The 23,195-nt window shown below is 64.8% G+C and carries 36 protein-coding genes; 1 reads left to right on the top strand and 35 read right to left on the bottom strand.

Annotated elements, in window-relative coordinates; all coding sequences use genetic code 11:
- Position 1: 1 nt before the first annotated feature.
- The gene (locus IFE19_RS01530; RefSeq protein ID WP_207825091.1) at positions 2–358 is read right to left on the bottom strand and encodes a hypothetical protein; all 357 of its coding nucleotides are present in this window, start codon (positions 356–358) and stop codon (positions 2–4) included.
- A gap of 73 nt (positions 359–431) precedes the next feature.
- Between IFE19_RS01530 and IFE19_RS01525 the strand changes: the two genes are divergently transcribed.
- Entirely contained in the window at positions 432–683 is a 252-nt protein-coding gene (locus tag IFE19_RS01525) for a hypothetical protein (protein ID WP_207825090.1), read from the top strand.
- Here IFE19_RS01525 and IFE19_RS01520 read toward each other — a convergent pair.
- The 34 genes from IFE19_RS01520 to IFE19_RS01355 all read right to left on the bottom strand — a co-directional run bounded on the left by IFE19_RS01520 (position 639) and on the right by IFE19_RS01355 (position 22,946).
- The gene (locus IFE19_RS01520; RefSeq protein WP_207825089.1) at positions 639–3,386 is read right to left on the bottom strand and encodes a cell wall hydrolase; all 2,748 of its coding nucleotides are present in this window, start codon (positions 3,384–3,386) and stop codon (positions 639–641) included. The genes IFE19_RS01525 and IFE19_RS01520 overlap by 45 nt on opposite strands.
- Positions 3,383–4,588 (bottom strand): hypothetical protein, encoded by a 1,206-nt coding sequence (locus IFE19_RS01515; protein WP_207825087.1) that lies wholly within the window; start codon positions 4,586–4,588, stop codon positions 3,383–3,385. Before IFE19_RS01515 ends, IFE19_RS01520 begins: the two co-directional genes overlap by 4 nt.
- Positions 4,589–4,645: 57 nt before the next feature.
- Positions 4,646–5,224 (bottom strand): hypothetical protein, encoded by a 579-nt coding sequence (locus IFE19_RS01510; protein ID WP_207825085.1) that lies wholly within the window; start codon positions 5,222–5,224, stop codon positions 4,646–4,648.
- Positions 5,225–5,227: 3 nt separating this feature from the next.
- Positions 5,228–5,563, bottom strand: coding sequence for a hypothetical protein (locus IFE19_RS01505; RefSeq protein WP_207825084.1), 336 nt, complete (start codon positions 5,561–5,563; stop codon positions 5,228–5,230).
- Positions 5,563–5,772: a hypothetical protein gene (locus IFE19_RS01500; protein WP_207825082.1), complete on the bottom strand. Its 210-nt coding sequence runs from the start codon at positions 5,770–5,772 to the stop codon at positions 5,563–5,565. The genes IFE19_RS01505 and IFE19_RS01500 overlap by 1 nt, the downstream gene beginning before the upstream one ends.
- Positions 5,769–7,259, bottom strand: a complete 1,491-nt coding sequence (locus tag IFE19_RS01495) for a hypothetical protein (protein ID WP_207825080.1) — start codon at positions 7,257–7,259, stop codon at positions 5,769–5,771. Before IFE19_RS01495 ends, IFE19_RS01500 begins: the two co-directional genes overlap by 4 nt.
- Position 7,260: 1 nt before the next feature.
- A complete protein-coding gene (locus IFE19_RS01490) occupies positions 7,261–7,575 on the bottom strand; it encodes a hypothetical protein (RefSeq protein WP_207825079.1) in 315 nt (104 codons plus the stop codon).
- 14 nt (positions 7,576–7,589) lie between these two features.
- Positions 7,590–8,153 (bottom strand): hypothetical protein, encoded by a 564-nt coding sequence (locus IFE19_RS01485; RefSeq protein WP_207825078.1) that lies wholly within the window; start codon positions 8,151–8,153, stop codon positions 7,590–7,592.
- A complete protein-coding gene (locus IFE19_RS01480; protein WP_207825077.1) occupies positions 8,150–8,752 on the bottom strand; it encodes a phage adaptor protein in 603 nt (200 codons plus the stop codon). Before IFE19_RS01480 ends, IFE19_RS01485 begins: the two co-directional genes overlap by 4 nt.
- Positions 8,742–9,407 carry a glycosyltransferase family 2 protein gene (locus tag IFE19_RS01475; protein ID WP_207825076.1) on the bottom strand — a complete coding sequence of 222 codons (666 nt, stop codon included), beginning with the start codon at positions 9,405–9,407 and terminating at the stop codon, positions 8,742–8,744. Before IFE19_RS01475 ends, IFE19_RS01480 begins: the two co-directional genes overlap by 11 nt.
- The gene (locus IFE19_RS01470) at positions 9,404–9,739 is read right to left on the bottom strand and encodes a hypothetical protein (protein ID WP_207825075.1); all 336 of its coding nucleotides are present in this window, start codon (positions 9,737–9,739) and stop codon (positions 9,404–9,406) included. Before IFE19_RS01470 ends, IFE19_RS01475 begins: the two co-directional genes overlap by 4 nt.
- A 79-nt stretch (positions 9,740–9,818) precedes the next feature.
- The gene (locus IFE19_RS01465) at positions 9,819–10,790 is read right to left on the bottom strand and encodes a DUF5309 domain-containing protein (protein WP_207825074.1); all 972 of its coding nucleotides are present in this window, start codon (positions 10,788–10,790) and stop codon (positions 9,819–9,821) included.
- On the bottom strand, positions 10,790–11,767 hold the full coding sequence (locus IFE19_RS01460) for a hypothetical protein (protein WP_207825073.1): 978 nt from the start codon (positions 11,765–11,767) through the stop codon (positions 10,790–10,792). The genes IFE19_RS01465 and IFE19_RS01460 overlap by 1 nt, the downstream gene beginning before the upstream one ends.
- A 41-nt stretch (positions 11,768–11,808) precedes the next feature.
- A complete protein-coding gene (locus IFE19_RS01455) occupies positions 11,809–12,135 on the bottom strand; it encodes a hypothetical protein (protein ID WP_207825071.1) in 327 nt (108 codons plus the stop codon).
- Positions 12,132–14,231 carry a portal protein gene (locus tag IFE19_RS01450; RefSeq protein ID WP_207825070.1) on the bottom strand — a complete coding sequence of 700 codons (2,100 nt, stop codon included), beginning with the start codon at positions 14,229–14,231 and terminating at the stop codon, positions 12,132–12,134. The genes IFE19_RS01455 and IFE19_RS01450 overlap by 4 nt, the downstream gene beginning before the upstream one ends.
- 22 nt (positions 14,232–14,253) lie before the next feature.
- Complete coding sequence (locus IFE19_RS01445; RefSeq protein ID WP_207825069.1) at positions 14,254–15,573, bottom strand: hypothetical protein; 1,320 nt, start codon at positions 15,571–15,573, stop codon at positions 14,254–14,256.
- Positions 15,570–16,013 carry a terminase small subunit-like protein gene (locus IFE19_RS01440; RefSeq protein ID WP_207825068.1) on the bottom strand — a complete coding sequence of 148 codons (444 nt, stop codon included), beginning with the start codon at positions 16,011–16,013 and terminating at the stop codon, positions 15,570–15,572. Before IFE19_RS01440 ends, IFE19_RS01445 begins: the two co-directional genes overlap by 4 nt.
- On the bottom strand, positions 16,000–16,311 hold the full coding sequence (locus tag IFE19_RS01435; RefSeq protein ID WP_207825067.1) for a hypothetical protein: 312 nt from the start codon (positions 16,309–16,311) through the stop codon (positions 16,000–16,002). The genes IFE19_RS01440 and IFE19_RS01435 overlap by 14 nt, the downstream gene beginning before the upstream one ends.
- Before the next feature lie 469 nt (positions 16,312–16,780).
- Entirely contained in the window at positions 16,781–17,356 is a 576-nt protein-coding gene (locus IFE19_RS01430) for a hypothetical protein (RefSeq protein WP_207825066.1), read from the bottom strand.
- A gap of 273 nt (positions 17,357–17,629) precedes the next feature.
- Positions 17,630–17,833: a hypothetical protein gene (locus tag IFE19_RS01425; RefSeq protein ID WP_207825065.1), complete on the bottom strand. Its 204-nt coding sequence runs from the start codon at positions 17,831–17,833 to the stop codon at positions 17,630–17,632.
- A complete protein-coding gene (locus IFE19_RS01420) occupies positions 17,830–18,282 on the bottom strand; it encodes a hypothetical protein (RefSeq protein WP_207825064.1) in 453 nt (150 codons plus the stop codon). The genes IFE19_RS01425 and IFE19_RS01420 overlap by 4 nt, the downstream gene beginning before the upstream one ends.
- Positions 18,279–18,965, bottom strand: coding sequence for a hypothetical protein (locus IFE19_RS01415; protein WP_207825062.1), 687 nt, complete (start codon positions 18,963–18,965; stop codon positions 18,279–18,281). Before IFE19_RS01415 ends, IFE19_RS01420 begins: the two co-directional genes overlap by 4 nt.
- Complete coding sequence (locus tag IFE19_RS01410) at positions 18,859–19,224, bottom strand: hypothetical protein (protein ID WP_207825061.1); 366 nt, start codon at positions 19,222–19,224, stop codon at positions 18,859–18,861. Before IFE19_RS01410 ends, IFE19_RS01415 begins: the two co-directional genes overlap by 107 nt.
- A gap of 295 nt (positions 19,225–19,519) precedes the next feature.
- Entirely contained in the window at positions 19,520–19,924 is a 405-nt protein-coding gene (locus IFE19_RS01405) for a helix-turn-helix domain-containing protein (RefSeq protein WP_207825059.1), read from the bottom strand.
- On the bottom strand, positions 19,921–20,085 hold the full coding sequence (locus tag IFE19_RS01400) for a hypothetical protein (protein WP_207825057.1): 165 nt from the start codon (positions 20,083–20,085) through the stop codon (positions 19,921–19,923). Before IFE19_RS01400 ends, IFE19_RS01405 begins: the two co-directional genes overlap by 4 nt.
- The gene (locus IFE19_RS01395) at positions 20,085–20,453 is read right to left on the bottom strand and encodes a RusA family crossover junction endodeoxyribonuclease (RefSeq protein ID WP_207825055.1); all 369 of its coding nucleotides are present in this window, start codon (positions 20,451–20,453) and stop codon (positions 20,085–20,087) included. The genes IFE19_RS01400 and IFE19_RS01395 overlap by 1 nt, the downstream gene beginning before the upstream one ends.
- Positions 20,450–20,602, bottom strand: a complete 153-nt coding sequence (locus tag IFE19_RS01390) for a hypothetical protein (protein ID WP_207825053.1) — start codon at positions 20,600–20,602, stop codon at positions 20,450–20,452. Before IFE19_RS01390 ends, IFE19_RS01395 begins: the two co-directional genes overlap by 4 nt.
- Positions 20,599–21,042 carry a hypothetical protein gene (locus IFE19_RS01385; protein WP_207825051.1) on the bottom strand — a complete coding sequence of 148 codons (444 nt, stop codon included), beginning with the start codon at positions 21,040–21,042 and terminating at the stop codon, positions 20,599–20,601. The genes IFE19_RS01390 and IFE19_RS01385 overlap by 4 nt, the downstream gene beginning before the upstream one ends.
- A gap of 14 nt (positions 21,043–21,056) precedes the next feature.
- Positions 21,057–21,530 carry a single-stranded DNA-binding protein gene (gene ssb, locus IFE19_RS01380; RefSeq protein ID WP_207825049.1) on the bottom strand — a complete coding sequence of 158 codons (474 nt, stop codon included), beginning with the start codon at positions 21,528–21,530 and terminating at the stop codon, positions 21,057–21,059.
- A gap of 2 nt (positions 21,531–21,532) precedes the next feature.
- Entirely contained in the window at positions 21,533–21,805 is a 273-nt protein-coding gene (locus IFE19_RS01375) for a DUF2312 domain-containing protein (protein ID WP_207825047.1), read from the bottom strand.
- 13 nt (positions 21,806–21,818) lie between these two features.
- Positions 21,819–22,049 (bottom strand): hypothetical protein, encoded by a 231-nt coding sequence (locus IFE19_RS01370; RefSeq protein ID WP_207825045.1) that lies wholly within the window; start codon positions 22,047–22,049, stop codon positions 21,819–21,821.
- The gene (locus tag IFE19_RS01365) at positions 22,046–22,201 is read right to left on the bottom strand and encodes a hypothetical protein (RefSeq protein WP_207825043.1); all 156 of its coding nucleotides are present in this window, start codon (positions 22,199–22,201) and stop codon (positions 22,046–22,048) included. Before IFE19_RS01365 ends, IFE19_RS01370 begins: the two co-directional genes overlap by 4 nt.
- Positions 22,198–22,527 (bottom strand): LexA family protein, encoded by a 330-nt coding sequence (locus tag IFE19_RS01360; protein ID WP_207825041.1) that lies wholly within the window; start codon positions 22,525–22,527, stop codon positions 22,198–22,200. Before IFE19_RS01360 ends, IFE19_RS01365 begins: the two co-directional genes overlap by 4 nt.
- Positions 22,524–22,946: a hypothetical protein gene (locus IFE19_RS01355; RefSeq protein WP_207825039.1), complete on the bottom strand. Its 423-nt coding sequence runs from the start codon at positions 22,944–22,946 to the stop codon at positions 22,524–22,526. The genes IFE19_RS01360 and IFE19_RS01355 overlap by 4 nt, the downstream gene beginning before the upstream one ends.
- Positions 22,947–23,195: the final 249 nt, after the last annotated feature.

Genomic DNA, 23,195 nt, shown 5'->3' with positions numbered 1-23,195 from the left:
GTCAGATACCCCGCTGAAGAATGAAAGGGCCGCGATCCAGACTGGTCACGGTGCCGTCGATTTGAGTGAAGTCCGCTTCGAACCAGCCGACCCACGGATCAGCCGGAGGCGTCGCGAGGGGCAGCGTGTCCAAGTCCTCGACCGTGATTTTCACGACGATGACCTGACCTTCGCAGAGGGTGGCAGACCCGTTCGCAGTGGCGCTTTGCGTGATCGTCAGGAGCGGCGCGTCACCCTCCTGCGCCGCGATCCGGAAGCTGGCGGCGCAGTTATCGAAGGACAGTTGCCCTGTCTCATCGACGTATTCCGCCTCAAAGGTGGACGTGCGAACGTGTTCAAAGCCGTCGTTGCAGCTCATGGAGCCTCGCATGAAAAAGGCCCGCCGAAGCGAGCCTGTGGAGGGGATGGGCGAACCGTGTTAGGATCGCCGGATGCGGTTTGTTTTGCTCGTCGCGACGTTGGTCGCCATGAAGATTTGGCCAGAGCAGATGGCCTGGATCGCGGTCGGGGCCTGCGCCATCTTCAACCTTCAGTGCATCGCAGCGGAGGAGAAGGCGAAGGCCCGCGTTCGTGAGTTGGAGCGCGAGCTAGGCTATGTCACCCGCTCGCGCCGATCCGTGAAGGATCTGATGAAAGGCCTACCGCTGGGACAGCAGGCCGCTGGACTGAGCGACCGGGACTGACAGCAGTCCACCCGCCGCCGCCGCCGGAGTGACAGGACGGCGCGGAGCCGCGCGCGAGGCCAGAAGGCCCGCAAGGTTGTTGGGGTCCATCAGCAGTAGGCGCGCGATTTCATCCCGCACGGGCTGAGAGGCCGGGGACTGGAACCCGCGCACAAACCCGGCGAGCGGCGACAGGATCGCTTCGGTCCCGGTCTCGATGGCGGCGCCAATCGGCCCCTTGCCGTTGTCCATCTTGTCCGCGAAGTCGCCGATCCATCCGACGCCCCGGTCCTGCTCGCGCATGGCTTCCAGAGCTTCGGCCGTGGTCGAGTTGGTGCCGGGGGCCATACGACCGCCTGAGCGCGCCATGTCCGCTTCAGCCGCCAGCTTGGTCAGGAAGCCGTCCGTGGCCTCCGGTCCCATCAGAAGCGCCAGCTTTTCGCGAACCGCCGGGGTGCGAAGCTGGCGGATATTCACCCGCCCGGTGCGCGCCTTGTTGAACAGGTCATCCACCACCCCGGCGAGGGTGGCGTTGCGTTGGGTCTCGTTCATGCCCTCAACGCGCTGGCGGAAGGTCCGCTCATTGACGCGCGAGGAAAACAGGCTCGGGCCTTCACGGAAAGCGGCCTCGACACGGGGAGCGTCCCCACCAGCCTCCAGAGCCGCCTTGTAGGCCGCCCCCCACGGTTGGTCGGTATTGGTCAGTTCGGCGCGCAGGGCCTGCCGGTTGGCTTCCGCCGCCCGCCCCCCAGTGTCCAGGTTCATTTTCCCCGACGTGGAGTCGCGATAGCCCTCCAGCACGTCATCCATGCCGCGCTTCACGTAGTCCCACGTCTGCATCGACGGGGCTCGGACCTCGGTCACTTCCAGAATGGGCAGGCCCGCGTCATCCACGCCCACGGCGCGCGTGACCATGCCCAGTTCGTCGGGGTTGCGCCCTTCGTCCTGAGCGATCTTGACCGCCTTATTCATGGCGGCGCGGACAGACGGGCGGGACATCAGGTCGCGCAAGACCGGGCTATCCACGTTCTGTGCCTGATAAGCGACCTCATACAGCGGGCGGGCGGTCTCTCGACTCTGACGGGCGATGGTCGAGATCGCGTCTTCCGCCGCGCCAGGCTGAAGGCCTGAGGCCGCCGCAAGGTCATCCAGGACACGGCCCGGCTGTTCGACGGCACGCGACCCCAGCACGTCCAGCGCCATATCCCCGGCTTGGCCAGAGCGACGCGACAGGGCGGTCATCTGGTTGATGCCGGTGCGGCCCATGGCTTCGGCGGCGGTGATCGGCTTGCCGAGCGCGGCCACAGGATCGGCGGCGATGTCACGGCCGGACTGGCTCAGCAGCCCCTTGACATAATCCATGGCCGCGTCGGTGGCTTGGGGCGTGACCGGCTTTTCGGGCGGCTGGACCCCAAGGCCGCGCGAGACCCGCGAAGTCGCCTCGGATGCGCCGGAAGCCGTGCGGCGCAGCAGGCCAGGAACCGCCCCAACAAGCTCGTTCGCCAATGGCCCCGCAGCCGCGCCGATGAGGCCACCGACAGCGCCGGCCTGAGCGCGATCCTGCACGTCGCCGTCCGTATTCGCCGCCCCGAACAGCGCCCCGCCGCCAAGGCCGACTTGAGCCGCCCGGCGAGCCTGATCCACCCGCCCGACACCTTGCGCCACATATTTTCCCGAGGCGGCAGCGCCCGGCAGCAGCAGGGTCGAGGCGAAGCCCGCAATCCCGCCCGCATTGCGCGCGTCACGGTTGGTCTGGTTCAGCAGATCGCGGTTTAGGTCGTAGGACTCTCGCGTCGCCGCATAGCCATCACCTGTTAGGGCGCCGGTCGTCGCAATCGCCGCTTCGTCAAGGAAAGGGATTTGCTCAGCGGCGGCCATGGTGAAGGCCCCGACCTGATCCTCAAGGTTCGGCCGGCGGATATACAGATTGCCGCTGACCGGCTCGTCAGACCCCCGCGCACGGTCGCTGAAAGCGTCTCCGGGAAGCTGATAGACCTCCGCGCCGTTGCGGACCCACGCGCCCTGCTTCAGAGCCGCAACCTCGTCCTCATAGCGGAGGTTGGCCAGGTCAATGGCCGTCTCTCGGGACGATCCCAGACCCTGCCCGGTTTGCTCCTGCGGGAAGGTGTCAACCACCTCGGTCGCAACCGGGTCAGCCGCCCACCACGCATCTTGCGGCGGGGCGTTGCCGGTCATCTGCACGTCACCTTGAGGCTCGCCGTCCAGACTGAAGAACAGGTGATCGCCAATCGCGCGGCCCGTCCCGTTGTCCCATGCCGGTTTCGGGCGCCCCAAAGCGGCCTGAGCCTTGGGGGCGTAGAAGTGCGACGCCCCGCCGGTCACATCTTCCCCCTGAAGCACCCGATCCGCCAGCGCGGCGGCCCGGCGATACTCTGGAGAGTCCGGCGAGATGGACAGCAGTCGCCGGGACGTTTCAGGGTTGCCCCACGGCTCAAACTGGTTGCGCTCAAGCACGACTTGTTCGGGAGTGAGCCCACGGCTCCGGGCGCGGTTCATCACCACGCCGCCTACCGCCAGCATGCCCTCATCACCCTGATTGCCAGCCTCCCCGATGAGGGTGCGCGCAAGGGCGTCGCGGGCGTCAGCGAAGCGGATTTGGGGCGCGGGCTGACGCTGCTGCTGCCGGGCGGGCTGGGGCCGGGCCGGGGCGGCTTGCGGCGCCGGGGTGACGACGGGGTCAGAGGTCCACCATTGATCGGTCAAGGCTTCCTCCGGGTGGAGCCGTCAGGGGCGATGTAGGTGGAGCCGCTGGGGAGCGCCTGATACTGCGCCTGCGTCTGGACGCGGACGGGTTGACCGCCGGCCTGCCCTCCGCCGCTATACTGAGCCTCACGCTGGGCCATGATCCGGCGCTGCGATTCAGTCTTTCGCTGCTGAATGTTGCGGTAGGCCTGGAGACCGTCGAGGACGACATTTTCATCCCCCCAGCCGTCGATGATTTGGTTCAGGGCTCGCAGGGAGTCCCCGTCCGTTTGCGGCCCGGTTGCGTCATTCAGGATGCTGTTCCGCAGGCTTTCGACCGTGCGGCGTACCTCTGCCAAGGCGCGCGACTGGGGAGAACTTTGCCCGGTGGCGTTGCGAACCCAAGCGGACGCGCGCGACAGCGGGTCAAGGTTGACTACATCGTTCTGAAGCAGGCCGATTGCATTGTCCACGCGATCGATTACCGCCTGCCGGTCATCAATGGCCGCTTGGTTCTTTTCGTTGTCGCGACGGATGGCGTCAGGGAGCGCCCGGACTTCCGGGTTGCCCTGAACCGAGTTGATGACCTGTCCCGTGCGGGGATCGATGACGTTGGTCGTCCCGCCCTGCGGCGTGTTCGTGACCTCCGGGGCGATGAAGCCCGTAGCGCGCGGCTGGCCATCAGGCCCCACCCAGGTCGAGTTCGCCGCCAGCACGGGGTTTTCGGCGTTGAAGCGGGCCGTCACGTCCGAGTAGGCAGGCGCCGCCGTCGCGTTGACCGTCGATTGACCGGTCAACGGATCATTGCGGAAAATGTCGTCGTTGACCGTGGAGAATGACGGCGCGGCCACCGACTGCCCCGTGCCGAGAATGTCCGTCCGACCGCCAGCAGCGGTCGATCGGGGCGCGAATTGCTCGCCCACGTTCTTGCGCCACTCTTCGCCGCCGATGCCGAGGAACAGGGCGCGTTCGCGGGGGTTGGTGATCGCAGACAGTGCCTCTTGCTGCATGGCCAGACGCTGCGGCTTCATGGCTTCCGCTTCCAGCCGAGCGCGCTCCGCGTCCAGACCGCCCGTGATGGTCTCGCCACCCAGCACCCGGTCCAGCACCCGCCACCCGCTCACGCGGTCCCGTTTGGGCTGCGACGGGGCCTGCGGACGGGCCGCCACCGCCTGATCGACGCCACGCATCAGCGCCTCATAATCTGGTTGGTTCAGATCCATGCTCAGCAGGCCCGTCCCCCGGTGCAGCTGAGAGCTTAGAAGACCGCGCATCGTGTCTTACTTCCCGTAGCTGAAGCCGAAGTTCATGCCGGTCTGGGTGCCCTTCTGGGTGCCCGACGAGGTGCCCGACGATTTGGTGGTCGTCTCGTTCGCCAACAGGGCCATGAGTTGGTTGATCATGGCGTCGGTCTGCGCTTGGAACGTGTTCTTGTTGCTGTTCTCGCCCTGTGCGATACCCTGCGCCTGCGAATAGCCACGCGAGCGAAGGCCGGCGAGCGTGGTGGCCAGCGTCCGGTCGTATTGTCCGCGCGTTTCAGCCTCAGCCACACCCCGGCGATCCGACGAGCCCAGAGCCCCCCGCGCCAGCATGGCCTTGCGCTGATCGTTCATGGCCAGATCGCGCGAGGCGTTGATGTCCGCCGTCGTCGCGTCAATGACCTCCTGCTGATAGGGGTCTTCATAGGCCTTGTAGGCGTCGGGATCGAGCGCGGCGTATTCCCGGCCGCCCATCTCCCCGATCCGGTCCGTCAACAGCCCGTAGGCGCGCGGCGACAGGCTCGTGGTCTGGTTCTGGTCGAACTGTTGGTTGCTCGACGACTTGGACTTGTTCTTGCTGCCACCGAGGGAAAGCGCCATGCTCTAAAGCTCCTTTTCGACCGCCGGGGAGGCCGGTCGATAGCCGTATTGTCTGAGAAGCCGTGCCCAGCCCTTGCGCCCCGTGGCGCCGCCGCTGTCGCATCCATGTTTGCGCCCGAAGGCTTCGACCTGGGGAAGCAAGGCCCGCATGGCCCCCAACGATCCCCCGGCGATGAAGACGTGCATCACCTTGTGCCGGGGCGAGACGATGAACTCCGCGACCATGCAGCCCTCGGGGTGCTCGAACAGGAAGAAACAGCCCCGCTCGACGCCTTGCCTGATCTCTTCAAAGGTCCAGTCGCATCCCGCGCTTTCGATCCACGCCCGGCAATGCTCCATCAGGACCGCGCCTCGGTGGACAAGGCGCCGGTGTCATCGACCTTCACCGCCCACCACGACCCGTCCGGCGACTGAATCAAGCACTCGTTCCGCCCGAAACGCACCGTATCGCCCTTGCGGACCAGTTTGTTGAACCACTGGACGATCAGGTCGCGGGTTCGGCTTTCGTTGCTGGCGTCGTATTTCGGCCCGGCCTTGGGGAGGATCATCGCTTGCCTCCCGCCTTGGCCTCGAACCGGAACATACCCACCCGGAAGTCCCGGTCAGGCTTGGCCTCCAGCTTCACCGCCACCCGCCGCGCCGAGAACCTGCAATCCGTCTTGGCGGACAGGATGAACGGCCCCTGGTCGTATTCCGGGCTCATGGTCCAGTCCGCCGTGACGAACGACGCTTCCACGTCGCCAAGGGTCTTTTCGTCAGGGATGATGCCGTAAACCGACATGACCCGCTCGCCGTTGGTCAACTCGACCGGCCCTGACACTGCATAGGGCTTGCGCCCGTCCCGGCTTTGCCCGACCTCATGCTCGTAGAGATAGCCGTCCGGATCGACCATCAGGGGGTAGCTGAACACGCCACGATCCGTGCCGGATAGACGGGCTAGGGCGCCGATGTTCCAGTGTCCCTCGCGGTAGTTGAACAGGACGTAGCGGTCGTTCTCCATCGACCCCGCCGAAGGGTAGAACCACCAGATTTCACCGAACTGGCTGTTGTGAACGGCATGGATCTTGGAGACCTGACCCCGGTTGATGTTCGAGAACACGAAATCCCCGACATCGCACGGCAGCGGATCGACCGATCCGTTGAAGACCCAGAAGCCGTTCGGCGCCATCCAGTAGTCGCGAGAGTCCACGACAGCGGCGGCCTGCTTGGAGATGATGCCACAGCCCGAAGCCAGCCGGCGCACGTCGTAGATGTCGGGGTTGCCGACGTTGTATTGCATCAGGTGGCAGTCAACGTTCGTGTGCAGGATCGCCCCACCGCTGATCCGCTTGCCGCACATCAATCGGCCCGACGACTGAACCCGGAACCCGCCCGCCAGATTGGTCCCGGCAGCCTTCCACATGTGCCGGTTCTCAGGATCCGCCCACTCGACCTTGCGCGGATCGCCAGCCGCCCCGAGGGCCGCAACCGCGCCCTCTTCCGTGGTGAAGATCGCCTCAGCCGAGGGGGCGGCGTCCAGAGGATCAACCGACCCGTCCGCCAGCGGCGTGGCCGGGTTGGCGACGTTCAAGTCCCATTCGTAGATCACCCCGCCGAAGCAGGCGGTCAGCACCTCCCCGAAGGTGTCCAGCGTCCAGACCGAGGCCGGAATGACGTTGGTGTTGTCGGGGCGCGGAGTGCCGTACCGACCTTGACCGTACTTTCCCCGGCCATAGCCGCCGCCGGTCGTGGCGTCCTGCCTACCTGCGACGAAATCGACAGGGGTAATGTCGTGGAGAACCCCCCCCCGCGTGAAGACGAACAGGCCTTCATGGGTGCCGACAGCCGCCCATGCCTGATTGGTGTTATCGACCCAGGTCAGGATCGCTCGCGCCTTGCCGGTAACCGGGTCTGACGACTTCTTGCGCCAGCCGCCTACGGGGCGCTTTGTGTCCTCGAACCAGCGCCACAGGTCGGCGTCATAGTAGCGCCCCGCAGACTGGTTCTCGGTGCCGTTTCGGTAGACACCGGGGGGAAGATCAAGCGGGATCAGCATGTCAGAAAGCGTCCCATGCGGCGTCAACGCTGACCTGGACCGACTTTCCGGTGGCGGTGTCTGTAACGACGCAGGCAAATACCGACGCGAGCGTTTGGCCAGAACCCATGCTGGCAGTGAACTGCGTTGTCGAGCCATTCGGCACATTGGCCGCGCCGCCTGCGCCGGAAGTCCGCGCCCACGCATAAGTGAATGGGCCGACGCCGCCGCCGACCGTAACCGTCGTCGCTTCGGTCGAAATGGGACCCGCGAAGCCCGAACCATAAACGCTGTTAGGGCTCGCGGTTGCGACCATCTCCCCAGCGCCCAGCATCACGCACAGCGCCCCGCTCAAGAGACGCCAACCCCCGACAACACCCAGTTATTGGTTGCCTCATGGAGCAGTGTGGCCTGACCGCGAGTTGCGACAGCGCAGTTCTTGTTGGTCGCAGAGCCCGCCAGGGTCAGGACAACGCCCGATCCGCGCGCCACAGTCAGAGCGGCTGAGCCTGAGTTGCGCAGGACGATCACGGTCCCGACCGGGAAGCCGACCGAGCCCACTGGGGGGATGATCAGGGTCCGCGCCGTCGCGCCGGTCAGGCGTAGCGTTTTGCCTGCATCGGTCAGGATCAGCGTCTTGTCGGCGTCAAAGTCGATCACCGGAGCGGCGCGAAAGCCTGCCGAGTCCGTGGAGGTCGGGCCGGTGTCGCCCAGCTTGATCTCGCCGGTCATCGTCCCGCCCGCCTTGGGGAGGGCCGCCCCGGCCACAGTCTCGGTCGCGTTGCCCTGAACCGCCAAAGCGTCCAGATCGGCCTTGATCGGAGCCAGAGCGTCCGTGTTCAGTTCAGCGCCCCAGGTGTCCTCATCGGCATCAATCGTCGGGGTGGCGCCGGTATAGGTGATCGTGACGGTCACAGGGGCCTCCCACGCGCATTGACCGTTCCTGGGAAGGCCTGTCGCTTGTCGTCTGCGTTGATCTGGTCGATGGCGGCGTTGAAGAAGCCGCCCCACACGCCCACGCGGTCGTCGTCTTCGAGATACGGCGCGGCCTGAACGAGGGCGCCGTAGAGGTAGGCGTCGGGGTGCTGCTTAAGGAGCCAGTTGCACCGGTTCGTCGCGGACAGCGGGCACAGGCGCTTGCGGTATCGAAGGCGGCCCGCATGGACCCCATCGGGAACGGGGTCGAAGACGATCCGGTCGGTGATCGTGTAGCGGCACGGACGGCCCGGCGCGGCGAACGCGTCATCCAAGGCTTCCGGCAGCACGTATTCCGGGGCGGTCGAGGGCGTTCCGTCCAACCGCAGGGACTTCACTCCGGCGAAGTCGTTAGGAAGCCAGTAGTCCTCGCCGGAAATCGAAATCTGCATGGTCTGGACCATCTGCCGGCAGTCCAGTTGCCGGTTCATCTGGGCTTCAGCCAGACGGATGAAGTCGGGGACGCGCGCCGTCAGGTCCGAGCGGTTCAGCCAGCCCGCAATGGCTTCGCAAAGGTCGGAATAGGTCTCAAGCGACATGCTCGGACCTCCACTTCGCGACCACCTCGTCCTTCACGGCGAGGGCGTCGATGTAGTCGTATTCCCGCAGGCCGATGTGCTTCACCGACCGGGACAGGTCGTGATCAACCAGCGTGGCGAACCCGGCCTTGCGCGCCTGATTGCAGAACCAGACATCTTCGCCCCAATGCCCGTCAGAGGCTGGGATGTAGGGGATGTAGAACCACGGCTTTTCCATCGCCTCGAACACCGAGCGGTGGATCAGCGACACGCCCATGCCGTTGGCGGCGCACTCTTCCAGCCCCTCGCTTTCGGCTTCGGTGTAGAGCTTCTCGCAGGTCTTCAGCGACCGGAAGGCCACCGGTTCGGACGGCGATCGCCGGGTGGAATAGTTGGCGGTGACGATGGGCTCATTGTGCTTAAGCAGGCGCAGCAGCGTGTCCGCCGGAAAGCGCATGTCGCTGTCCAGCATCATCAGCCAGTCGCAGCCCTCGTCCAGGCAGGATTGCGCCAGCTTGGAGCGTTGGTCGCAGATCAGGGTGCCGGACTGCGTGACCAGCCGCAGTTCCAAATCGGGAACACAGGCCGAAGCGCCCATCATCACGGCAAGCGAATGCGCGAAGCCGGTCATCACCGTGTCACGAGCCGGAATGCCGACCATAACCTTGACGGTCATACCATTCTCCCCGTTCCCTTGAGCTTTCCGGGGCGCGTCCGATACGGGATCGCCTCATCGGTATCGGCCCACGCCATCAGCTTGACCGGGTCTTGAAGGACGCCCCGACGCGTCAGGTCCGCGACCTTCGTGGCGCTCAGGCGCAGCACGCGGTTCTTGGGGTCCAGCTCTTCGCCGTTTCCCCAGCCTTTGGTGACGTGGCTGTTGAATTCGGCCTTGTTGGCCTCGACCAGAGCCGTTTCGTCTTCCACCGTTTCGATGAAGGTGGCGCCGGTCTGGGCGTCGTAGTGAATGAACTCGGTGATCCCCAGCAGGGGGTCGTAGTCGAGCAATCGTCGGGCCATGCGCCCCCCCCATGAAAAAGGGGCCGATCCGAAGACCGACCCCTTCCAGTTTCAGGCTGCGGCCCGGTTAGGCGGCGGCAAGGTCACGCGCGACGGCGTGGGCCTTCTCGTTGTCCACTTGCAGGCCGTATTCGGTCAGCAGGTGGAACTTCTCGGAGTCGCCGGTCTTGGCCAGCTTCTCGGAGAACACCGGACGCAGGGTGGCCAGCGACAGGTATTCCGGGTCGATCAGGTAGGCCCGGTCTTCCGGCATGAACCGGTTGGGAACCACGCTGACGTTGCCGAAGTCCGAAACATAGACATCAGCCGCGCCAATGATGGTGCCTTGCTGGGCGCCGCTGACGTTGTGGCGCTGAGCCGCAATGCCCGCGAAGCCGGACACGACCGACTTGTTGAACGGCCCCACCATCAGCATCTTGGTCTGCCCACCGGACGACCATTGCTGCTTGATGATGTCCTTCAGGATCGTCTCGCTGAAGGTGCGAATGTTCGCCGTGGTGGCGGCGGTGCGGGCCGTGATCGGCGTGGCGGTGTAGGCATAGTCACCAGTGCCGCCGTTGCCGTTGTTGCGGTTGGTCTTCAGCCAAGGGTCCAGCGCGGCGGTCTTGCGGGCCGTGCTGTTGTCGCCGGCCACCGCGACCTGCGAGGAAGTCAGGGTGGCCTCCATGTCCCGCTTCAGCTCCTTCAGGCGCTTGGCCTTCTGGTAAGCGGCTTCCTCGGCGCGACCGGCACGGTCGGTGGCCTCCAGAGTGCCCGAGATGGTGAAGGCCTTCTTGGAGATCTGGGTGTAGTTGCCGACGCGCGTGGTGGGCGAAACGGCGATAGCCGCCGTGTCGTCGCCTTCGATCACCGCATTGGTGGTGACGGCGGCGGCGAGGGCGTCGGTCTGCCACTCGAAGAAGGTCTGCTTGGCCTTCTTCTTGCCGATGTTGGTCAGCAGCGGCACTTCGACCGGGCTGATATCGTAGATGATGTCCGAGAGGTCTTCGCGGACACCGACCGCATCATAGCGGGTAAAGGTGTTCGTAGGGGCGGCCATCAGGCCCTCCGTGATTGTTTCATGAGGATCAGGCGGGCGGCTGCGTCAGTGCTGCCTTCCGCCGCGAGACGATCACGCGCGGCTTTTGTCTCGGTGGCCCTGGAGGGTGGTGTCTTCGGTCCCGGCCGTGCCGTCTTGACCTGATCGACCTTGGCCCGCGTGTCGGGAGCCTTGGCCTTCAGTTGGTCGAACAGCATGGCTTTGCGGAGAGCAACGACGACGCGGTGATCCGCGATGTTGTCGATCTCGTCCTGGCTTAGTCCGATGGACCGGCCATATTCCACCAGCGCGGTTTGTTCAGCCTTGGCGACGGCGGCGTCTTTCCATTCGGGGAGTGCTGCCAAAAGCAGTTCGCCCTCCTGTTTGACGTAGTCCGCACGGGCATTGGCCTCTTCGTGGGCGGTTTCCTCGCTCAATCGCGACTGTTCCGCCTCGACCACCCGCGCCTGTTCGGCCCATTCACGATGCTGAAGCATCTGAGCTGACCATTCGGCGGGGTTGGACTGCCGAAGGCTTTGATCAACCCTCGGCTCGCTGGCTTTCAGAACCTCGTTCAGAGCCTCCAGACGGCTCGAATATTGGGTGCGCGTTTCCGCCAGGGTTTGGCGCTCGGCATCAGTGGACTTCTTGTCCTCTGCCAGCGCCTGCATCCGGCGGGTGAATACCTGTTCGCGGGAGTAGCCCTTCAGAAGCTCATCCAGCGGCACGTCCAGTTCCTCGCCGTCAACTTTCACTTTGAAGGTTTGGCTGGTGTCCTGTTCGCCCTCCGGGGTCTCTTCGGGGTCTGCGTCAGGTTCGCCTTCGGGGTCGTCGGCTTCAGCCTCTGTGGCCTCGGCGTCCTCTTCCTCGGGCTGGGGCTCATCGGCCCCCGTCTCGTCCTGTGGTCCGTGGTCTTCCGACTGGTAGTGGGACAGCAGACGTTCGGCGGCTTGCGCCTCCGTGATGCCAGTCTCTTGCGAGGTGCTGGTGTCAGTCATGTTTTCTCGGGGTTGCGCGGTTGGCTGCGCCGTGACCGCTGTTACCGACCGGCTTTTTCGATCCGGTCGGCGAGATAGACAGCGTCCTCCGACCAGCGCTTAAGCTGGGCTCGGATGGACTGGAGCGCGGCCACCTGATGGAACAGGACTTCGCGCTTATCTTGAGAGAGCGAGGCGCTGTCCCGCCACTCGGCTGACAGCTTGGCTTCGATCTCGGCAAAGGCTTCGGACAGGGTCTCGTCGGCAAGCAGCGTGGCGGACCGGCGGCCCCGCATGAGGGCCTGTTGCACCCGGTCTTCGGGCAGTTCAGCCAGGACCGAGACGGGGAGCCAACGCAGGATCAGGCGACGCAGGAAGGCGCGGATCATCCGGGCTCACCCCCCTGCTCCGGTCCGTTGACCGTGGTGGACGCTGCCGCGACCTTGGCTTGCGCGTTCAGTTCGTTGGCCTGGCGCTTCAACTCGAACTCCATGGCCATCTCGTCCCGCTTCAGTTGAAGCTCGGCGACGGCCTGCTCACGGCGGAACTCGGCTTCGAGCCGCTGCTTCTCGCGCTGGGCCTCGATGTCCATGGCCATTTTCTCGCGGGCGATTTGCAGATCGGCGGCCGCCTTCTGCACCTGAAACTGCATCTGGGCTTCGGCCTTCTGCGCCTCCAGTTGCAGGCGCTGTTCGGCCTCAACCACCTTCGGATCGGGCGGGGGCGGCTCTTGCGCCTTCGCCGCCATGCGCTGCTTAACCTCGTCCGATTCAGGATCGGTGAAGAAGGCGTCGGGGTTCTTGAAGCCCGCCTCCTGGACCAGCTTCGACAGGGTCGTATGATACTGCTTCACCGTGACCAGTGGATTGTCCGGCCCGGTCTGGAGCATGATGGCTTCCTGCTTGCCGGCGATCATCGAAAGGACGCTGATCTTCTGTTCCGGCGACCCGCCCCCCAGACCGACGTTGCAGATCACGTTCATGTCGGAGCGCCACGCGCGCGGGTCCATCGGAACCCACTTGTTACGCAGCTTCACCATGCGTTCGGCGCGCTGGTTCTCCGTGACCAGCACCGCGACCCGGCGGAACAGCTTGCGCATGCCCGACGCCAGGATGCGCGCCATCAGTTCGATACGCTCCTGCGAGCGGGTGAAGTTGCCCTCGGCCGCCGTGGCCGTGGTGTTCTGAAGCGCCTCCGCGTCCAATCCCATCGAGACCTTCGACATGCCGGTGCGGTTCTCCCGCAGCTCGTCCATGTAGGTCAGGAAGGGGAAGGCATGCTGAGCCGTGTTCGGCGCCGCCTGGAAGAAATAGGCCGACGAGGCATCCCCATCAGCCCGCAGGACCGCCCCCACCTCGGTGTTGAGCGCGTCCTCCATGTTGCCGTTGCGACCAACCACGGTGCGCGGGAACAGGCTCTGCGCCAGTCCGTCGAACCCGGCGCGCAACAGGCGAGACTTGCTCTCCTGCACGTCCATGGTCTTATCGGCCAGCGACTCCCCGAAGAAGGTGTGCGGCTCGGGATCGACGTGGAAGTCCGCGAACGGGTGATCGTCCGCCGGCTCCTTGTGGATGACCTTGTAGCCCGGCCCGACAGTGCAGACCTTCATCAGCTCCGCGATGCCGTCGCCGTCGTAGTCAGCCCGCACATAGGCTTCGACGTAGAGAACCTGACGCATCGTCGGGTCAATGGCGTCGTCCAAGCCATTCAGGGCCGGGTTGCGGGCCTGGCGCTCTTCGTTCCAGTCCAGATCATCCGACGCCCCGGCTTCGATGTCTTCCCGATCATAGCCGAGAGCGATCAGGTCAGAGACAGTCTTGGTGGTGCGGTGCGCCTTAAAGGCCGCTTCGTCCAGCGACCGGGCGTCGCGGGAGATCAGGAACTCTTCGGGCGGGATCGCTTCGATGCAGACCTTGTCCACCGGACGGGTCAGCTTGATCCGGACCGACAACCCGGCCTCATCCTCCGAGGACTCGACCAACTCGGCCTTGCGGGCCTTGTTCAGATCTTCCAACAGCAGCGTCAGGCCGTCTTCATCCAGCCCCGTATAGCTGCGGGTGCAGACCTCCTCGGAGTTGTCCCACCAGGTCTTGGTAATCCCCACCTTCTCCCGCAGCGCATTCTTCAGCACCGCGTAGAAGATTTCGAAGCCGTCGTTGTCCGTGGTGACGATGTAGTTGACGTAGTCGGTCTTCTGTTCAGCCTCGTCCACATCTTCGGGGCCGTAGGGCTCGAACTCGACCACATTCTCCGGGCCGAAGAAGATGCGCATCAGGCTCGGCATGGCCGCCGAAATCATGTCGTGCACGTCACGCGAGACAATCTGCGACCGGCCGGGCTCTTCGTCCCCGAACGGACGCCCGAAGTAGTAATCCACCGCCCTGACGCGCTGCGGGCCAATGTCGTCATCAATGAACGACACGGCGTCAGCGATCTCGGCCGCGACGATGCTCTGAAGCTGCGAATCATCCATGCGGTCGGTCATCAGGGCCGCGATCCGTTAGCGCTCATGAGATACCTCGAATGTTGCGGCGGATGGGGGCGTGAACAGCGCCCTTGTCGCGCGGCTTGCCGATTGCGAGGGTGCGGAAAGCGTCGGCAGGATCGCTCGCCCAGTCATGCAGCGGCGTGTCGCGATAGGCCTTCAGCTTCTCGTCCCAGACGCGGCGATACGACCGCAGCGCGTCCAGGCCCTTTTCGCACTTGTCCTTGTCAAACCGGCAGACCGGGATGATTTGGCGGACCTCGTTGATGTCGTTCGCCACCGACTTGGTGCGGGGCACGACACGGACGTTGGTCAGGCCCAGGCTCTTGACCGTGTCTTCGATGGAGCCCGTCGTGCTGACGAGCTGCTCGTTCTCGGCGTCGTGGGGGAGAAGGTGCTCCCCGTAGATGTAGCCCTTGTCCTGAACGACCTTGACGTAGTGATCGATGCCGACGCTGGTGTTGGCGTAGTAGTCCACCAGATCCCAGCCGGCGCCGTTGTCCTGCGCGAACCAGATCACAGTGGCGTCGTTGCGGCCCAAGTCCCAGGCCGTGTGAACCTGCTTCTGGGGATTGTAGGGGACAAACCCGATCCGTCCCTCGGTCTCAGCCTTATCGACCAGCTTGGCGTAGTAGGCCCCCGGCAGGGCCGCTGACCATGAGGTCATGTATTCCTGCTCGAAGATGGCCTCGCCATCCCCTTCGCCGCGCTCCGAGATCAGTTCCGCTTTCTCAGTCGCCAAGGCTTCCGGCGTGAACACGCCCGTCGTGTCCGAGGTCAGGCGCTCCGCGAACCAGTCATCCGACTGTTCGGCCATCTGGAACATGCGGTGCGCGTGGTTGCGTCCGCGTGGCGTGGTGATGAACATGGCCCACCCGCCGTTTTCCAGAAGGATCGGGCGGATCAGCGACCATGCCTGCGGGTTGCTCAGCGCCCACTCCGAGAACACAACCCCAATGGGCGGCGTCCCCACAAGGGCGTCGTAGTTGTCTGACCCGATCACCTGCCAAGTGCTTCCGGTCTTGAACCGGATAAGCATGTCCTGCTCTCGGGTCGTCTCCCTCAGCTCATGGGGAAAGGCGTCATCAATGCGCCGGCGACCGGTGTGCGGGTTCACCGCGTCCCAGATCGCCTTCCGGGCTTGGTTCTGTTGCGGCAGGAGATGCCAATAGACCCCGACGCGCTCATGGGCTGCGCAGGCGGTGTAGTGAAGCGCCAGATCATCCTTGCCGTGGCGGCGAGGCCAGATGGCAACCGCCCGCTTCCCGCCCCCGTGCATATAGCGCCACAGCGGCTCTTGATAGGACCGGGGGGTCCATAGGTGCGGAAGCTCGATCTTCACGCGGGCTTGTTGATGATGACCTGAAGCGGGGCATCATCCTCGCTGCCGCCTGTCAGAGCGACCTTCTCGCCATACTTCTTCGGCGCCAGCTTCGACGCGACCCACTTACGAGCGTCGATGCGGAGGCGGTCCCGCTGCGGGTCACGGACAACGGCCGAAGCCATATCCGCATCAGTCGGTCGCCACTGATCCACGCCGTCCGCGATGTCGATGATCTCTTCCGCGTAGTGATCGGCCTGGGCCTCTCTCGCGTGTGCGTATTGCCGCCGAAACTGTTCGTTCCAATCCTCATCCCCAGCTAGCCACCGGCGCACCGTGGTCTCAGAGGGCATGAAGTCGTCGCGCTGGGCTCCGGTGATCGACCGCAGGCTTTCGCCCTTGGACAGTCGCTCGCAAATCTCGTTGGCGATCTCGGGGGTGAAGTCGCTAGGCCGTCCCATAGTCATTGCCGCCTTGTCTCGGCGTTTCGATCCGAACGGCCGGTCGTTCGTCGCCCATGGTGGCGATCAGGCTGACGGCGCCGCTGCCCGATAGGGTGAAGCTGGCCTTCTTGCCTGAGACTGTAGGGGTGGTTGCTGAGGCGCCGTCGCTCGATACGGTGACGGCCTGGATCTCATCGGGGAAAACCACCTCAACCGCTTGGGTCATGGCGACATCCGCGATGGCTGCGCTCTTACGTGTGTCGAAGCTGCCGCCATAGACCGACAGGCCGCCGCGACGAAGGACGGTGATCCGCATGGGTCAGGCCCTCCTGAGGTAGTCGAGTGTTACGGCCTTCCCGGCTATCACGTGGCTCTCACCACCCGCGCCCCGGTTGCTTTTCGCTGTAAGGTCCGTCGTGTTTGCCCTGCTGCGCACTCTGGCCAGACCAGGGAAGGAACGGCGCGGGGTTGTGGGGTGTCGCCACACGCTGTCCGGCTATGCGCTAGAGGGCGGTGATGTGTGTCCGGTGCGTCGTGGCGATGGTGTTGCCGCTAGGGCGAAGGGGGCTGGCGACAGACCGGCCAGGAACCCCCGACCCTATGTCTGTCGCCGCTACTGCGCCCGGTGATCAAGTCGGGCGGCCCTCAGGTAAGCGAGGGACTTGGACAGCCGACTGGCTCCGCGAGGAACCGTGGCCGGAATCAGAAAGGCCCCGCCGAAGCAGAGCCTTTCCTCGGACGCGCTTCGCGACCTTGGCGTTTTGTCCCATGGTTCGCCCGGGCGGTCAAGCTGCCTTCTTCGACAATCTGTCGAATGAGGCCATAGCGTCGCGGACGTTCTCGGCCATCGCCCTGACGCGGGGGGCGTGAGCATCGTCGTTGACCTCGCCCGTCACCATCTGGACGATCTGGCGCCAATGGGCCGGAGCATTCATGCGAAGGGTGTCCAGCAACCTCATGTCCGTGGCCGAAAGGCGATCCCTGACCCAGCGGGCGCGGTGTGAGGCGAGGATCATGGCTTGGCTAATGTTCTGTCCGGGCGCTCCGTCCGAGCTGGCGCGGATATAGTCAGGGCGCCGCTCGGGGCTGTTATGACCCATGGATGTGTCCAGCGCCTCCTCATAGCGGCGGATGGCGTCGAAGGCGTTCTGGTCGATGGCCCGGCGATCCAGCAGGACGCGGAAGACGTCCTTGCGATTTCCCTTGGCCACCCAGTGCTTGACCTTGTTCTCGTCCCACTCGGCCACCACCAGGGCGTCAATGCCCTGCCCCTTCAGTCGGTCCCGTTCGGCCCGCGCGGCGGCCTGCTCAAGCCTCAGGCGCATGTCCTCGGCGGGGTTGTGCGGTTTACGCTTGGCCATGTGCTGCCCCCTTGGCTTTCAGTGCTTGGGCCATCACGTCCCGCAGGGCTTCGGCCATGCTGGACGGCTGGAGTAGATCAGCGTGGAACCCGCAGTCGAACGGATCGCCCGCCCTCTGGATCAGGTCGATATCAGGGCTATCTGTCGTCGGGGCGCATGAGGCGTCGCACGACACCTGACACTCGCAGACCGAAAACCACCAACCCGGAAGCGCCGCCTTGAACTCAGCAATCGCAGCCTCAAGGCCGGTCGCGGGCTCTGTTCGCCAGTCCGTCACGCTGCTGCCCCCTTGGCTACGCGGGCAATCCGCGCATCGTCGTCTGTGATCGCCGTGGCCAGCTTGCGAGCATGGCGATAGGCGTGTGTTGCGGCCTTGGCCTCCGACATGATCGGCTCGGCCTCCACCTGATCCCGGTAGGTCTTCAGGTGGCCGGCGATGATCAGGGCGCGGGCGTCGATCAGGTCCTCGCGGGTCATCTGGCGGCCTCCGCAAGGCTGTCCAAAATGGCGGCGTCAGCCGCCGCGACCGTGCGGCCCCGTCTCTCGTTCTCAGCAACCCACTTCACGTGCTGGAACCAGTCGCAGGATTGGCAGACATGCGTGTCTTTCGCCGCGCGTATGGCTTTCGTAGAGCGAAGTTCGTAATCTCCACATGCACACCGGACGAGCCATTGAGCCCCGGTTTTCTTGTGTCGTCGGTGATAGCGGATGACCCGCATTCCCTGACCAAACTCGTGGCCGGATAGGTCTTGTCCGCCGGACTGACGGTTGAATACGCCCTCTGGCAAAGGCGGGGCCTTCCAGTGCGCGTGCCAGGAAGGAACGCGCCCATCGTATGTGTCGCCGGTGCCGTCGCGAACTATTGACGCCGTTCGGTTGAGGGGCGCGGCAGCAGCGATGAAGTCGAAATTGGTGGTCTTCATCATCCCTGCCTCGCCATCAATGCGCGGGCCTCGGCGCTGATGCCGGTTTCGTCCACACGCGCCTGGGGGCTGGGGCGCCGCTTGGGTCGGATGTCCCGGATTTCCTTGCCGGCCATCTTCTGGTGGAAGTCTGCCATCAGCGCCTTCATCTGTTCTTGGGTCGGGCGATCCGCAGACTTGGGCTCGGGCTGGACCTCCTCCGGGAACGTCCGCGTCGCCGTCGTGGCGCGCATGTGCGCCCTGGCCCAGACGTTCTCATTCGGCACTGTCATCGCCAGCTCGCGCAGCTTGCCGGGCTTGGCCATGAACTCGGCGTCAGGCGACCGCACCCATGCCGCCATGCCCGCCTCAACCGCGTAGGGCGTCAGGCCGCGCAGGGCGTCGTAGTAATCGGCCCACCACGCCGCCCATTGCCCGTCGTCGCGCTTGGGCTGCGGGAACAGGGCGAAGCGCGTGCCGATGGTCTGGCGGATTTGAGCCTCGGTCGCCGGGGTCAGGGCCGCGTCCCTCAGCGCCGGAAGGGCTTGGCGGGCCTCGTCATGCAGGACTGGCGACCGCCGGATCGTCTCGATGGCGACGCTATCCGAACGCTCTGCGACCAGCCAGGATTTCAGAGGCCCGCTCAGATCCGGCCCAAGCGGCGTCGAGATTGTCTTGCTGTTCGGCGTAACGGTCAGGGCGTTCATTTCGGGGCCTCTGCGGCGTGATTTGTCGGGGTTGAGGGGCTTCGTCTTCCCACCCGGCGTCGTTGAGCCAGGAGGCGGGGTAGGGGATGAACTGGGGGTCGTCCCAGCCGGGCAGGGCGCGTTCGATCCCGGCGATGATCACGGCCAACGGGTCGTCCTCGGTGATCCGCCGCATGGCCTTGGCGAAGGCCTTGACCGCAGCTTCCTTGGATTTCTTGCGGGGATAGGCCGACCAGAACACCGCAAACCCTGCGGTCAAATCCGGCCCCTTACGCGCGGGGGTAGATATATCTCCGGGTGTGGGGGTGGGTTGTTGGGGGTCTGGGGGAAGAAGGGAGGGGAGAGGGTTGGCGTGACTGTCCACGCCTTGTCCCGTGACTGTCCCGTGACCGTCACGCTCTTGGGCGCGTTGGCGGCGCTTCCGCTCACGCGCAGCCGTCCGGCCCGCCTCGACCCTGCACTCGACAGCCTCAATGGCCTCGACAGCAATGGCGATGGCTTCAGGCGTGGCGCCTGCTTCAGCCATGCGGCGGATGAGGACAGCGATGCTCATCTCAGGCCGCCAGCGCGCGTTCAAAGGCGGCGTTACGCTCTGCGATGAGAGCGTTCAGATACTTGCTCGCCGCGTCGATGCGGACCTCAAGCATCATGTCGGGCGCCGCGCCGCAGCTACGGAAGTGGCGCATGATCGACAGCACGCTATCCAGCAGATCGCCATCCGTGACCATCAGCGCCTCTATGCGCTGGACGCCGTGCAGGATGGTGGTGTGGTCCCGTCCGCCGAGCAGCCGGCCGATGGCGGGGTAGCTCAGGTGCGGGCAGACCTCGCGCATGACGTACATCGCCACTTGCCTGGGGCGGGCGATCTGCCAACGGCGGTTCTCGCTGATGATCTGCGTGAACGTCAGCCCGTAATGCTGCGCTACGTAGTCGGTGACGACACGACCGGCGATCCTCATTGGCCTTCACCGATCAGGAGGCGCACGTCTTCCATGCTGCGGCCGAGTTGGGTGGCGATGAACTGCACCCCGGCGCGCGGGAACCGCTGACGGATTTTCTGGATCTCGGTCAGCGTGACCGGACCCTTTCGCGCGGTGGCGTATAGACCGGCGTCGGCCATTACATTTTCTCCGGGGTGACGGTCACGCGGACGCGGGCGGGCTTCACAGGCTCGGCGCCGGTCCAGCGGATGGTGATCTGAACGGTATCGCTGTCGTCGCGGATCACGCCCTTGAGGTACTTCTGGTCCTTGAGGGAATCCATGATCGGCTTGGCGCGGTTGTCGATGTCGCGGAGGGCGCGGCTGGGCCGGTCCACCTCGATCAAGACCGAGTGAGGGCCTCTGATCTGACCTCTGGCCTGCATGGGGATTGCCGCCTGGGCCTCGGCCAGCCACGCGACGTATTCGGCGCTCTTGTAGGTGGCGCCCTTGCCGTTGCGCCAAAGGCGGTTGGCAGAGGGCGGGTAGGGAAGGATGACGGTGATCATGCGACCACCCGGCCGTCCCGGATGCGAACGTCGGTCCCGGCCTTGATCGGCGTAGCGGACAGGGCCGACTGGACAGCGCCGCCGACCTTGTAGGTGATCAGATACTGATCATCCCGGCGAAGGGTGCAGGTCAGGACGTTGACGATCATGCGGCCCTCCGATGTTCGGGCTCATGGGCGGCAGTTTCGGGGAAGTTCGCGTGAAGGCGGTGATGGCAGCGCGGGCAAAGCCAGATCACGTCGAGAGGCTTGCTGTAGTCCTGGTGATGGCCGTGAACCTTGGCCTCGCCGCAGAACAGGCATGGCTCTTTGGTTAGACGCCCGTCGCGCACCGCGTTGTTGACGGCGTTATGCGCCCGGTAAGCGTCCGGGTGAGCCTCGCGCCACTCGCGGGCCTTCTCAATGGTCTGGCGCGATCCACGGCGGCGGTCGTATTCCCGGACGCTATCATTTAAGCGGCGATGCGCCCTGACGTTGGCCGTCGTGCAAACCCTGCACTTGGAGATATGGCCGCTACCTCGGGATTCAGGCTGCTTGTAGAACTCGTCCAGAGTCTTGGTCTGGGAGCACTGGCTGCATTGCTTCGACATGACGGCCCGCGCCCTCAAAATGGAATTGAGTCGTTCAGGTCGTAGCTTTCGCGCGGACCTGACGGCTTGTTGGCGCCACCCGAGGAGAAGCCGGACGAATAATCATCGACCTGGCTGCGCTCGCCCTCACCCTGCGGCTTGCCGCCAAGCATGGTCAGGACGCCGTTGAACTTCTGCAGGACGATCTCAGTCGAATATTTCTCGACGCCCTGAGCGTCTGTGTATTTGCGGGTCTGGAGCGATCCCTCGACGTAGATGGTCGAGCCCTTCTTGAGGTAGTTCTCGCAGGTCTTGACGATGTGCTCGTTGAACACGACGACCGCGTGCCATTCGGTCTTTTCCTTGCGCTCGCCCGACGCCTTGTCGCGCCAGCTTTCGGAGGTGGCGATGCGCAGGTTGGCGACACGGTCGCCGCTGTTCAGCGTGCGGATTTCCGGGTCGCGGCCCAGATTGCCGACGAGGATGACCTTGTTGACGGAGCCGGCCATGATCAGACCTCACCCAGGGCGACGAGGTAGAGGTCGAGGATAGCCTCCTCTTCCTGACGCTTGGCGCGGTCCTGCTTGCGCAGGCGCAGCACCTTGCGGAGGACTTTGACGTCGTAGCCATCGCCCTTGGCCTCGGCGAAGACCTCCTTCATGTCGATGAGGATGGCGTCTTTGTCCTCCTCCAGCCGCTCCAGCCGTTCGATGATGGAGCGCAGGCGCCCCTGTGCTGCTGCTGTCAGAACGTCGGAGGCAGGGTCGAATTCGGTATCAGTCATGGGTTCTCTCGGTTCAGGCGTGAAGGGGTTTGGAGGTGACGGCGGCGTAGGCCAGCTCAGCCGCGACCTGTTCGGTGCGGGCCTTGCGAAGCGCGGTACCCGTTGCGTGCATGGCGCGAGTGTCCCGGCGGATCTCGGCGCGAAGGCGGTCAGCGCGAGCTTTGATGAACGCGCGATTGGCCTCATGAAGACGCAGGGCCGCGCGGGCTTTGCGGAAGCCGAACATGTCGGGGAGGCGCTTCACTTGCCCCGCCCCTTGAACGTCACGACGTTGTCGGCGGCGGGATGAACAATCGGCGGAACGATGGCGGTCGGATTCTGCCCACGCAGGAGACTGTCCTTGCCCGACAGGAATAGGACTGCGCTGTGGAGGCGGGCGAGGGCGCAGGCGATCATTGCGCGGCCCCAGCGTAGGTCTGCACCAGCACCTTGCGGATTTGAGCCGGATATACACGCCTTCCCCGCGCAATGAGGTCCGCGACAGCTTCAGCCATCAGGTCGAACGGGATCGCTTCTGCATGTTCGTCGCGCACAGTGATTGTCCGCGCCTTATCCGGGGACATCGCGATGACGCCACGATCCTTGAGCGCATGGATCATCCGGTGAACCGGAGCCTTACTTGTCAGCCCCATCTCGCGCATGATCTCCTCGTATGACGGAGGGACGCCGTTGAAGGTCATGCGCTTGATGACGGCTAAGCACTCGGCTTGCTTCGGGGTCATTTCGCCCCCCCGTGCACAGCCTGGATCACGTCGTCCGCGTTGGCCTTCACCGTCATGGCCTGCTCGGTGATCGTGCGGCGCTCCATCGGGGTCAGGGTGCCGTCGCGCAGAGCTTCCCGAACGGCGCGTTGCAGATCGGCTGCGGCCTCGGTCGTCTCGCTCGCCTCGGTGTTGGCGCACTCGGGTACGTCATCCCCCTCCATCGCCAGCCGGATCAGATCAATGAGCGCCTGCTTCTCGGCGTCATTGGCGCACTCAAGAAAGCGGTGGAGCGGCAGGGTCGTATCGGGGTGGTTCTCGCTCTCGTAGAGGCTCCACGCGCCCTTGTTCGATAGGCCGCAGGCCATAGCCGCCAGCTCCGACGAGCCGATGCGCTTACGGATGCGCTTGGTCAGCGCCTTGATGACAGGCACGCTCATGTGGTCTTCCTGTTCTGGTAACGTTCCAAGGTGATTGTTTCGGTGAGCTTTGCCGTTGCCCGGCGCACAACAGCGCCATGGACAGACAGCGAGAGGCCGCGACGGGCGGCGATGTGATCTTTGTTTGCTTTCAGTCGCGGACGGCGAGCCGTGAGCCCCTGCCCGCCTCCCGCATCAGTGCAGCCGAATGGGCGGCTGGCGCGGCGCGGTGCGAAGCCCTGGCCGATCAGTCCGAGCCCAAGGTGGCGG

Origin of the sequence: Brevundimonas pondensis, from assembly GCF_017487345.1 — a bacterium.
GTDB lineage: Bacteria > Pseudomonadota > Alphaproteobacteria > Caulobacterales > Caulobacteraceae > Brevundimonas > Brevundimonas pondensis.
Note: the sequence above shows the minus strand (reverse complement) of the source record. Positions and strands in the feature narration are given on the sequence as shown.

Coding starts and splice junctions, on each gene's coding strand:
- IFE19_RS01375 (WP_207825047.1), bottom strand. CDS start 21,805: ATGACTGATACCGAATTCGACCCTGCCTCCGACGTTCTGACAGCAGCA.
- IFE19_RS01460 (WP_207825073.1), bottom strand. CDS start 11,767: ATGACTGACACCAGCACCTCGCAAGAGACTGGCATCACGGAGGCGCAA.
- IFE19_RS01505 (WP_207825084.1), bottom strand. CDS start 5,563: ATGGAGCATTGCCGGGCGTGGATCGAAAGCGCGGGATGCGACTGGACC.
- IFE19_RS01365 (WP_207825043.1), bottom strand. CDS start 22,201: ATGATCGCCTGCGCCCTCGCCCGCCTCCACAGCGCAGTCCTATTCCTG.
- IFE19_RS01430 (WP_207825066.1), bottom strand. CDS start 17,356: ATGGCCAAGCGTAAACCGCACAACCCCGCCGAGGACATGCGCCTGAGG.
- IFE19_RS01355 (WP_207825039.1), bottom strand. CDS start 22,946: ATGAGCGTGCCTGTCATCAAGGCGCTGACCAAGCGCATCCGTAAGCGC.
- IFE19_RS01495 (WP_207825080.1), bottom strand. CDS start 7,259: ATGCTGATCCCGCTTGATCTTCCCCCCGGTGTCTACCGAAACGGCACC.
- IFE19_RS01530 (WP_207825091.1), bottom strand. CDS start 358: ATGAGCTGCAACGACGGCTTTGAACACGTTCGCACGTCCACCTTTGAG.
- IFE19_RS01510 (WP_207825085.1), bottom strand. CDS start 5,224: ATGGCGCTTTCCCTCGGTGGCAGCAAGAACAAGTCCAAGTCGTCGAGC.
- IFE19_RS01360 (WP_207825041.1), bottom strand. CDS start 22,527: ATGACCCCGAAGCAAGCCGAGTGCTTAGCCGTCATCAAGCGCATGACC.
- IFE19_RS01435 (WP_207825067.1), bottom strand. CDS start 16,311: ATGCGGATCACCGTCCTTCGTCGCGGCGGCCTGTCGGTCTATGGCGGC.
- IFE19_RS01500 (WP_207825082.1), bottom strand. CDS start 5,772: ATGATCCTCCCCAAGGCCGGGCCGAAATACGACGCCAGCAACGAAAGC.
- IFE19_RS01480 (WP_207825077.1), bottom strand. CDS start 8,752: ATGTCGCTTGAGACCTATTCCGACCTTTGCGAAGCCATTGCGGGCTGG.
- IFE19_RS01385 (WP_207825051.1), bottom strand. CDS start 21,042: ATGTCGAAGCAATGCAGCCAGTGCTCCCAGACCAAGACTCTGGACGAG.
- IFE19_RS01475 (WP_207825076.1), bottom strand. CDS start 9,407: ATGACCGTCAAGGTTATGGTCGGCATTCCGGCTCGTGACACGGTGATG.
- IFE19_RS01425 (WP_207825065.1), bottom strand. CDS start 17,833: ATGACCCGCGAGGACCTGATCGACGCCCGCGCCCTGATCATCGCCGGC.
- IFE19_RS01400 (WP_207825057.1), bottom strand. CDS start 20,085: ATGGCCGACGCCGGTCTATACGCCACCGCGCGAAAGGGTCCGGTCACG.
- IFE19_RS01455 (WP_207825071.1), bottom strand. CDS start 12,135: ATGATCCGCGCCTTCCTGCGTCGCCTGATCCTGCGTTGGCTCCCCGTC.
- IFE19_RS01525 (WP_207825090.1), top strand. CDS start 432: ATGCGGTTTGTTTTGCTCGTCGCGACGTTGGTCGCCATGAAGATTTGG.
- IFE19_RS01390 (WP_207825053.1), bottom strand. CDS start 20,602: ATGATCGTCAACGTCCTGACCTGCACCCTTCGCCGGGATGATCAGTAT.
- IFE19_RS01405 (WP_207825059.1), bottom strand. CDS start 19,924: ATGAGGATCGCCGGTCGTGTCGTCACCGACTACGTAGCGCAGCATTAC.
- IFE19_RS01420 (WP_207825064.1), bottom strand. CDS start 18,282: ATGATGAAGACCACCAATTTCGACTTCATCGCTGCTGCCGCGCCCCTC.
- IFE19_RS01450 (WP_207825070.1), bottom strand. CDS start 14,231: ATGACCGACCGCATGGATGATTCGCAGCTTCAGAGCATCGTCGCGGCC.
- IFE19_RS01415 (WP_207825062.1), bottom strand. CDS start 18,965: ATGAACGCCCTGACCGTTACGCCGAACAGCAAGACAATCTCGACGCCG.
- ssb (WP_207825049.1), bottom strand. CDS start 21,530: ATGGCCGGCTCCGTCAACAAGGTCATCCTCGTCGGCAATCTGGGCCGC.
- IFE19_RS01440 (WP_207825068.1), bottom strand. CDS start 16,013: ATGGGACGGCCTAGCGACTTCACCCCCGAGATCGCCAACGAGATTTGC.
- IFE19_RS01395 (WP_207825055.1), bottom strand. CDS start 20,453: ATGATCACCGTCATCCTTCCCTACCCGCCCTCTGCCAACCGCCTTTGG.
- IFE19_RS01465 (WP_207825074.1), bottom strand. CDS start 10,790: ATGGCCGCCCCTACGAACACCTTTACCCGCTATGATGCGGTCGGTGTC.
- IFE19_RS01515 (WP_207825087.1), bottom strand. CDS start 4,588: ATGGATCTGAACCAACCAGATTATGAGGCGCTGATGCGTGGCGTCGAT.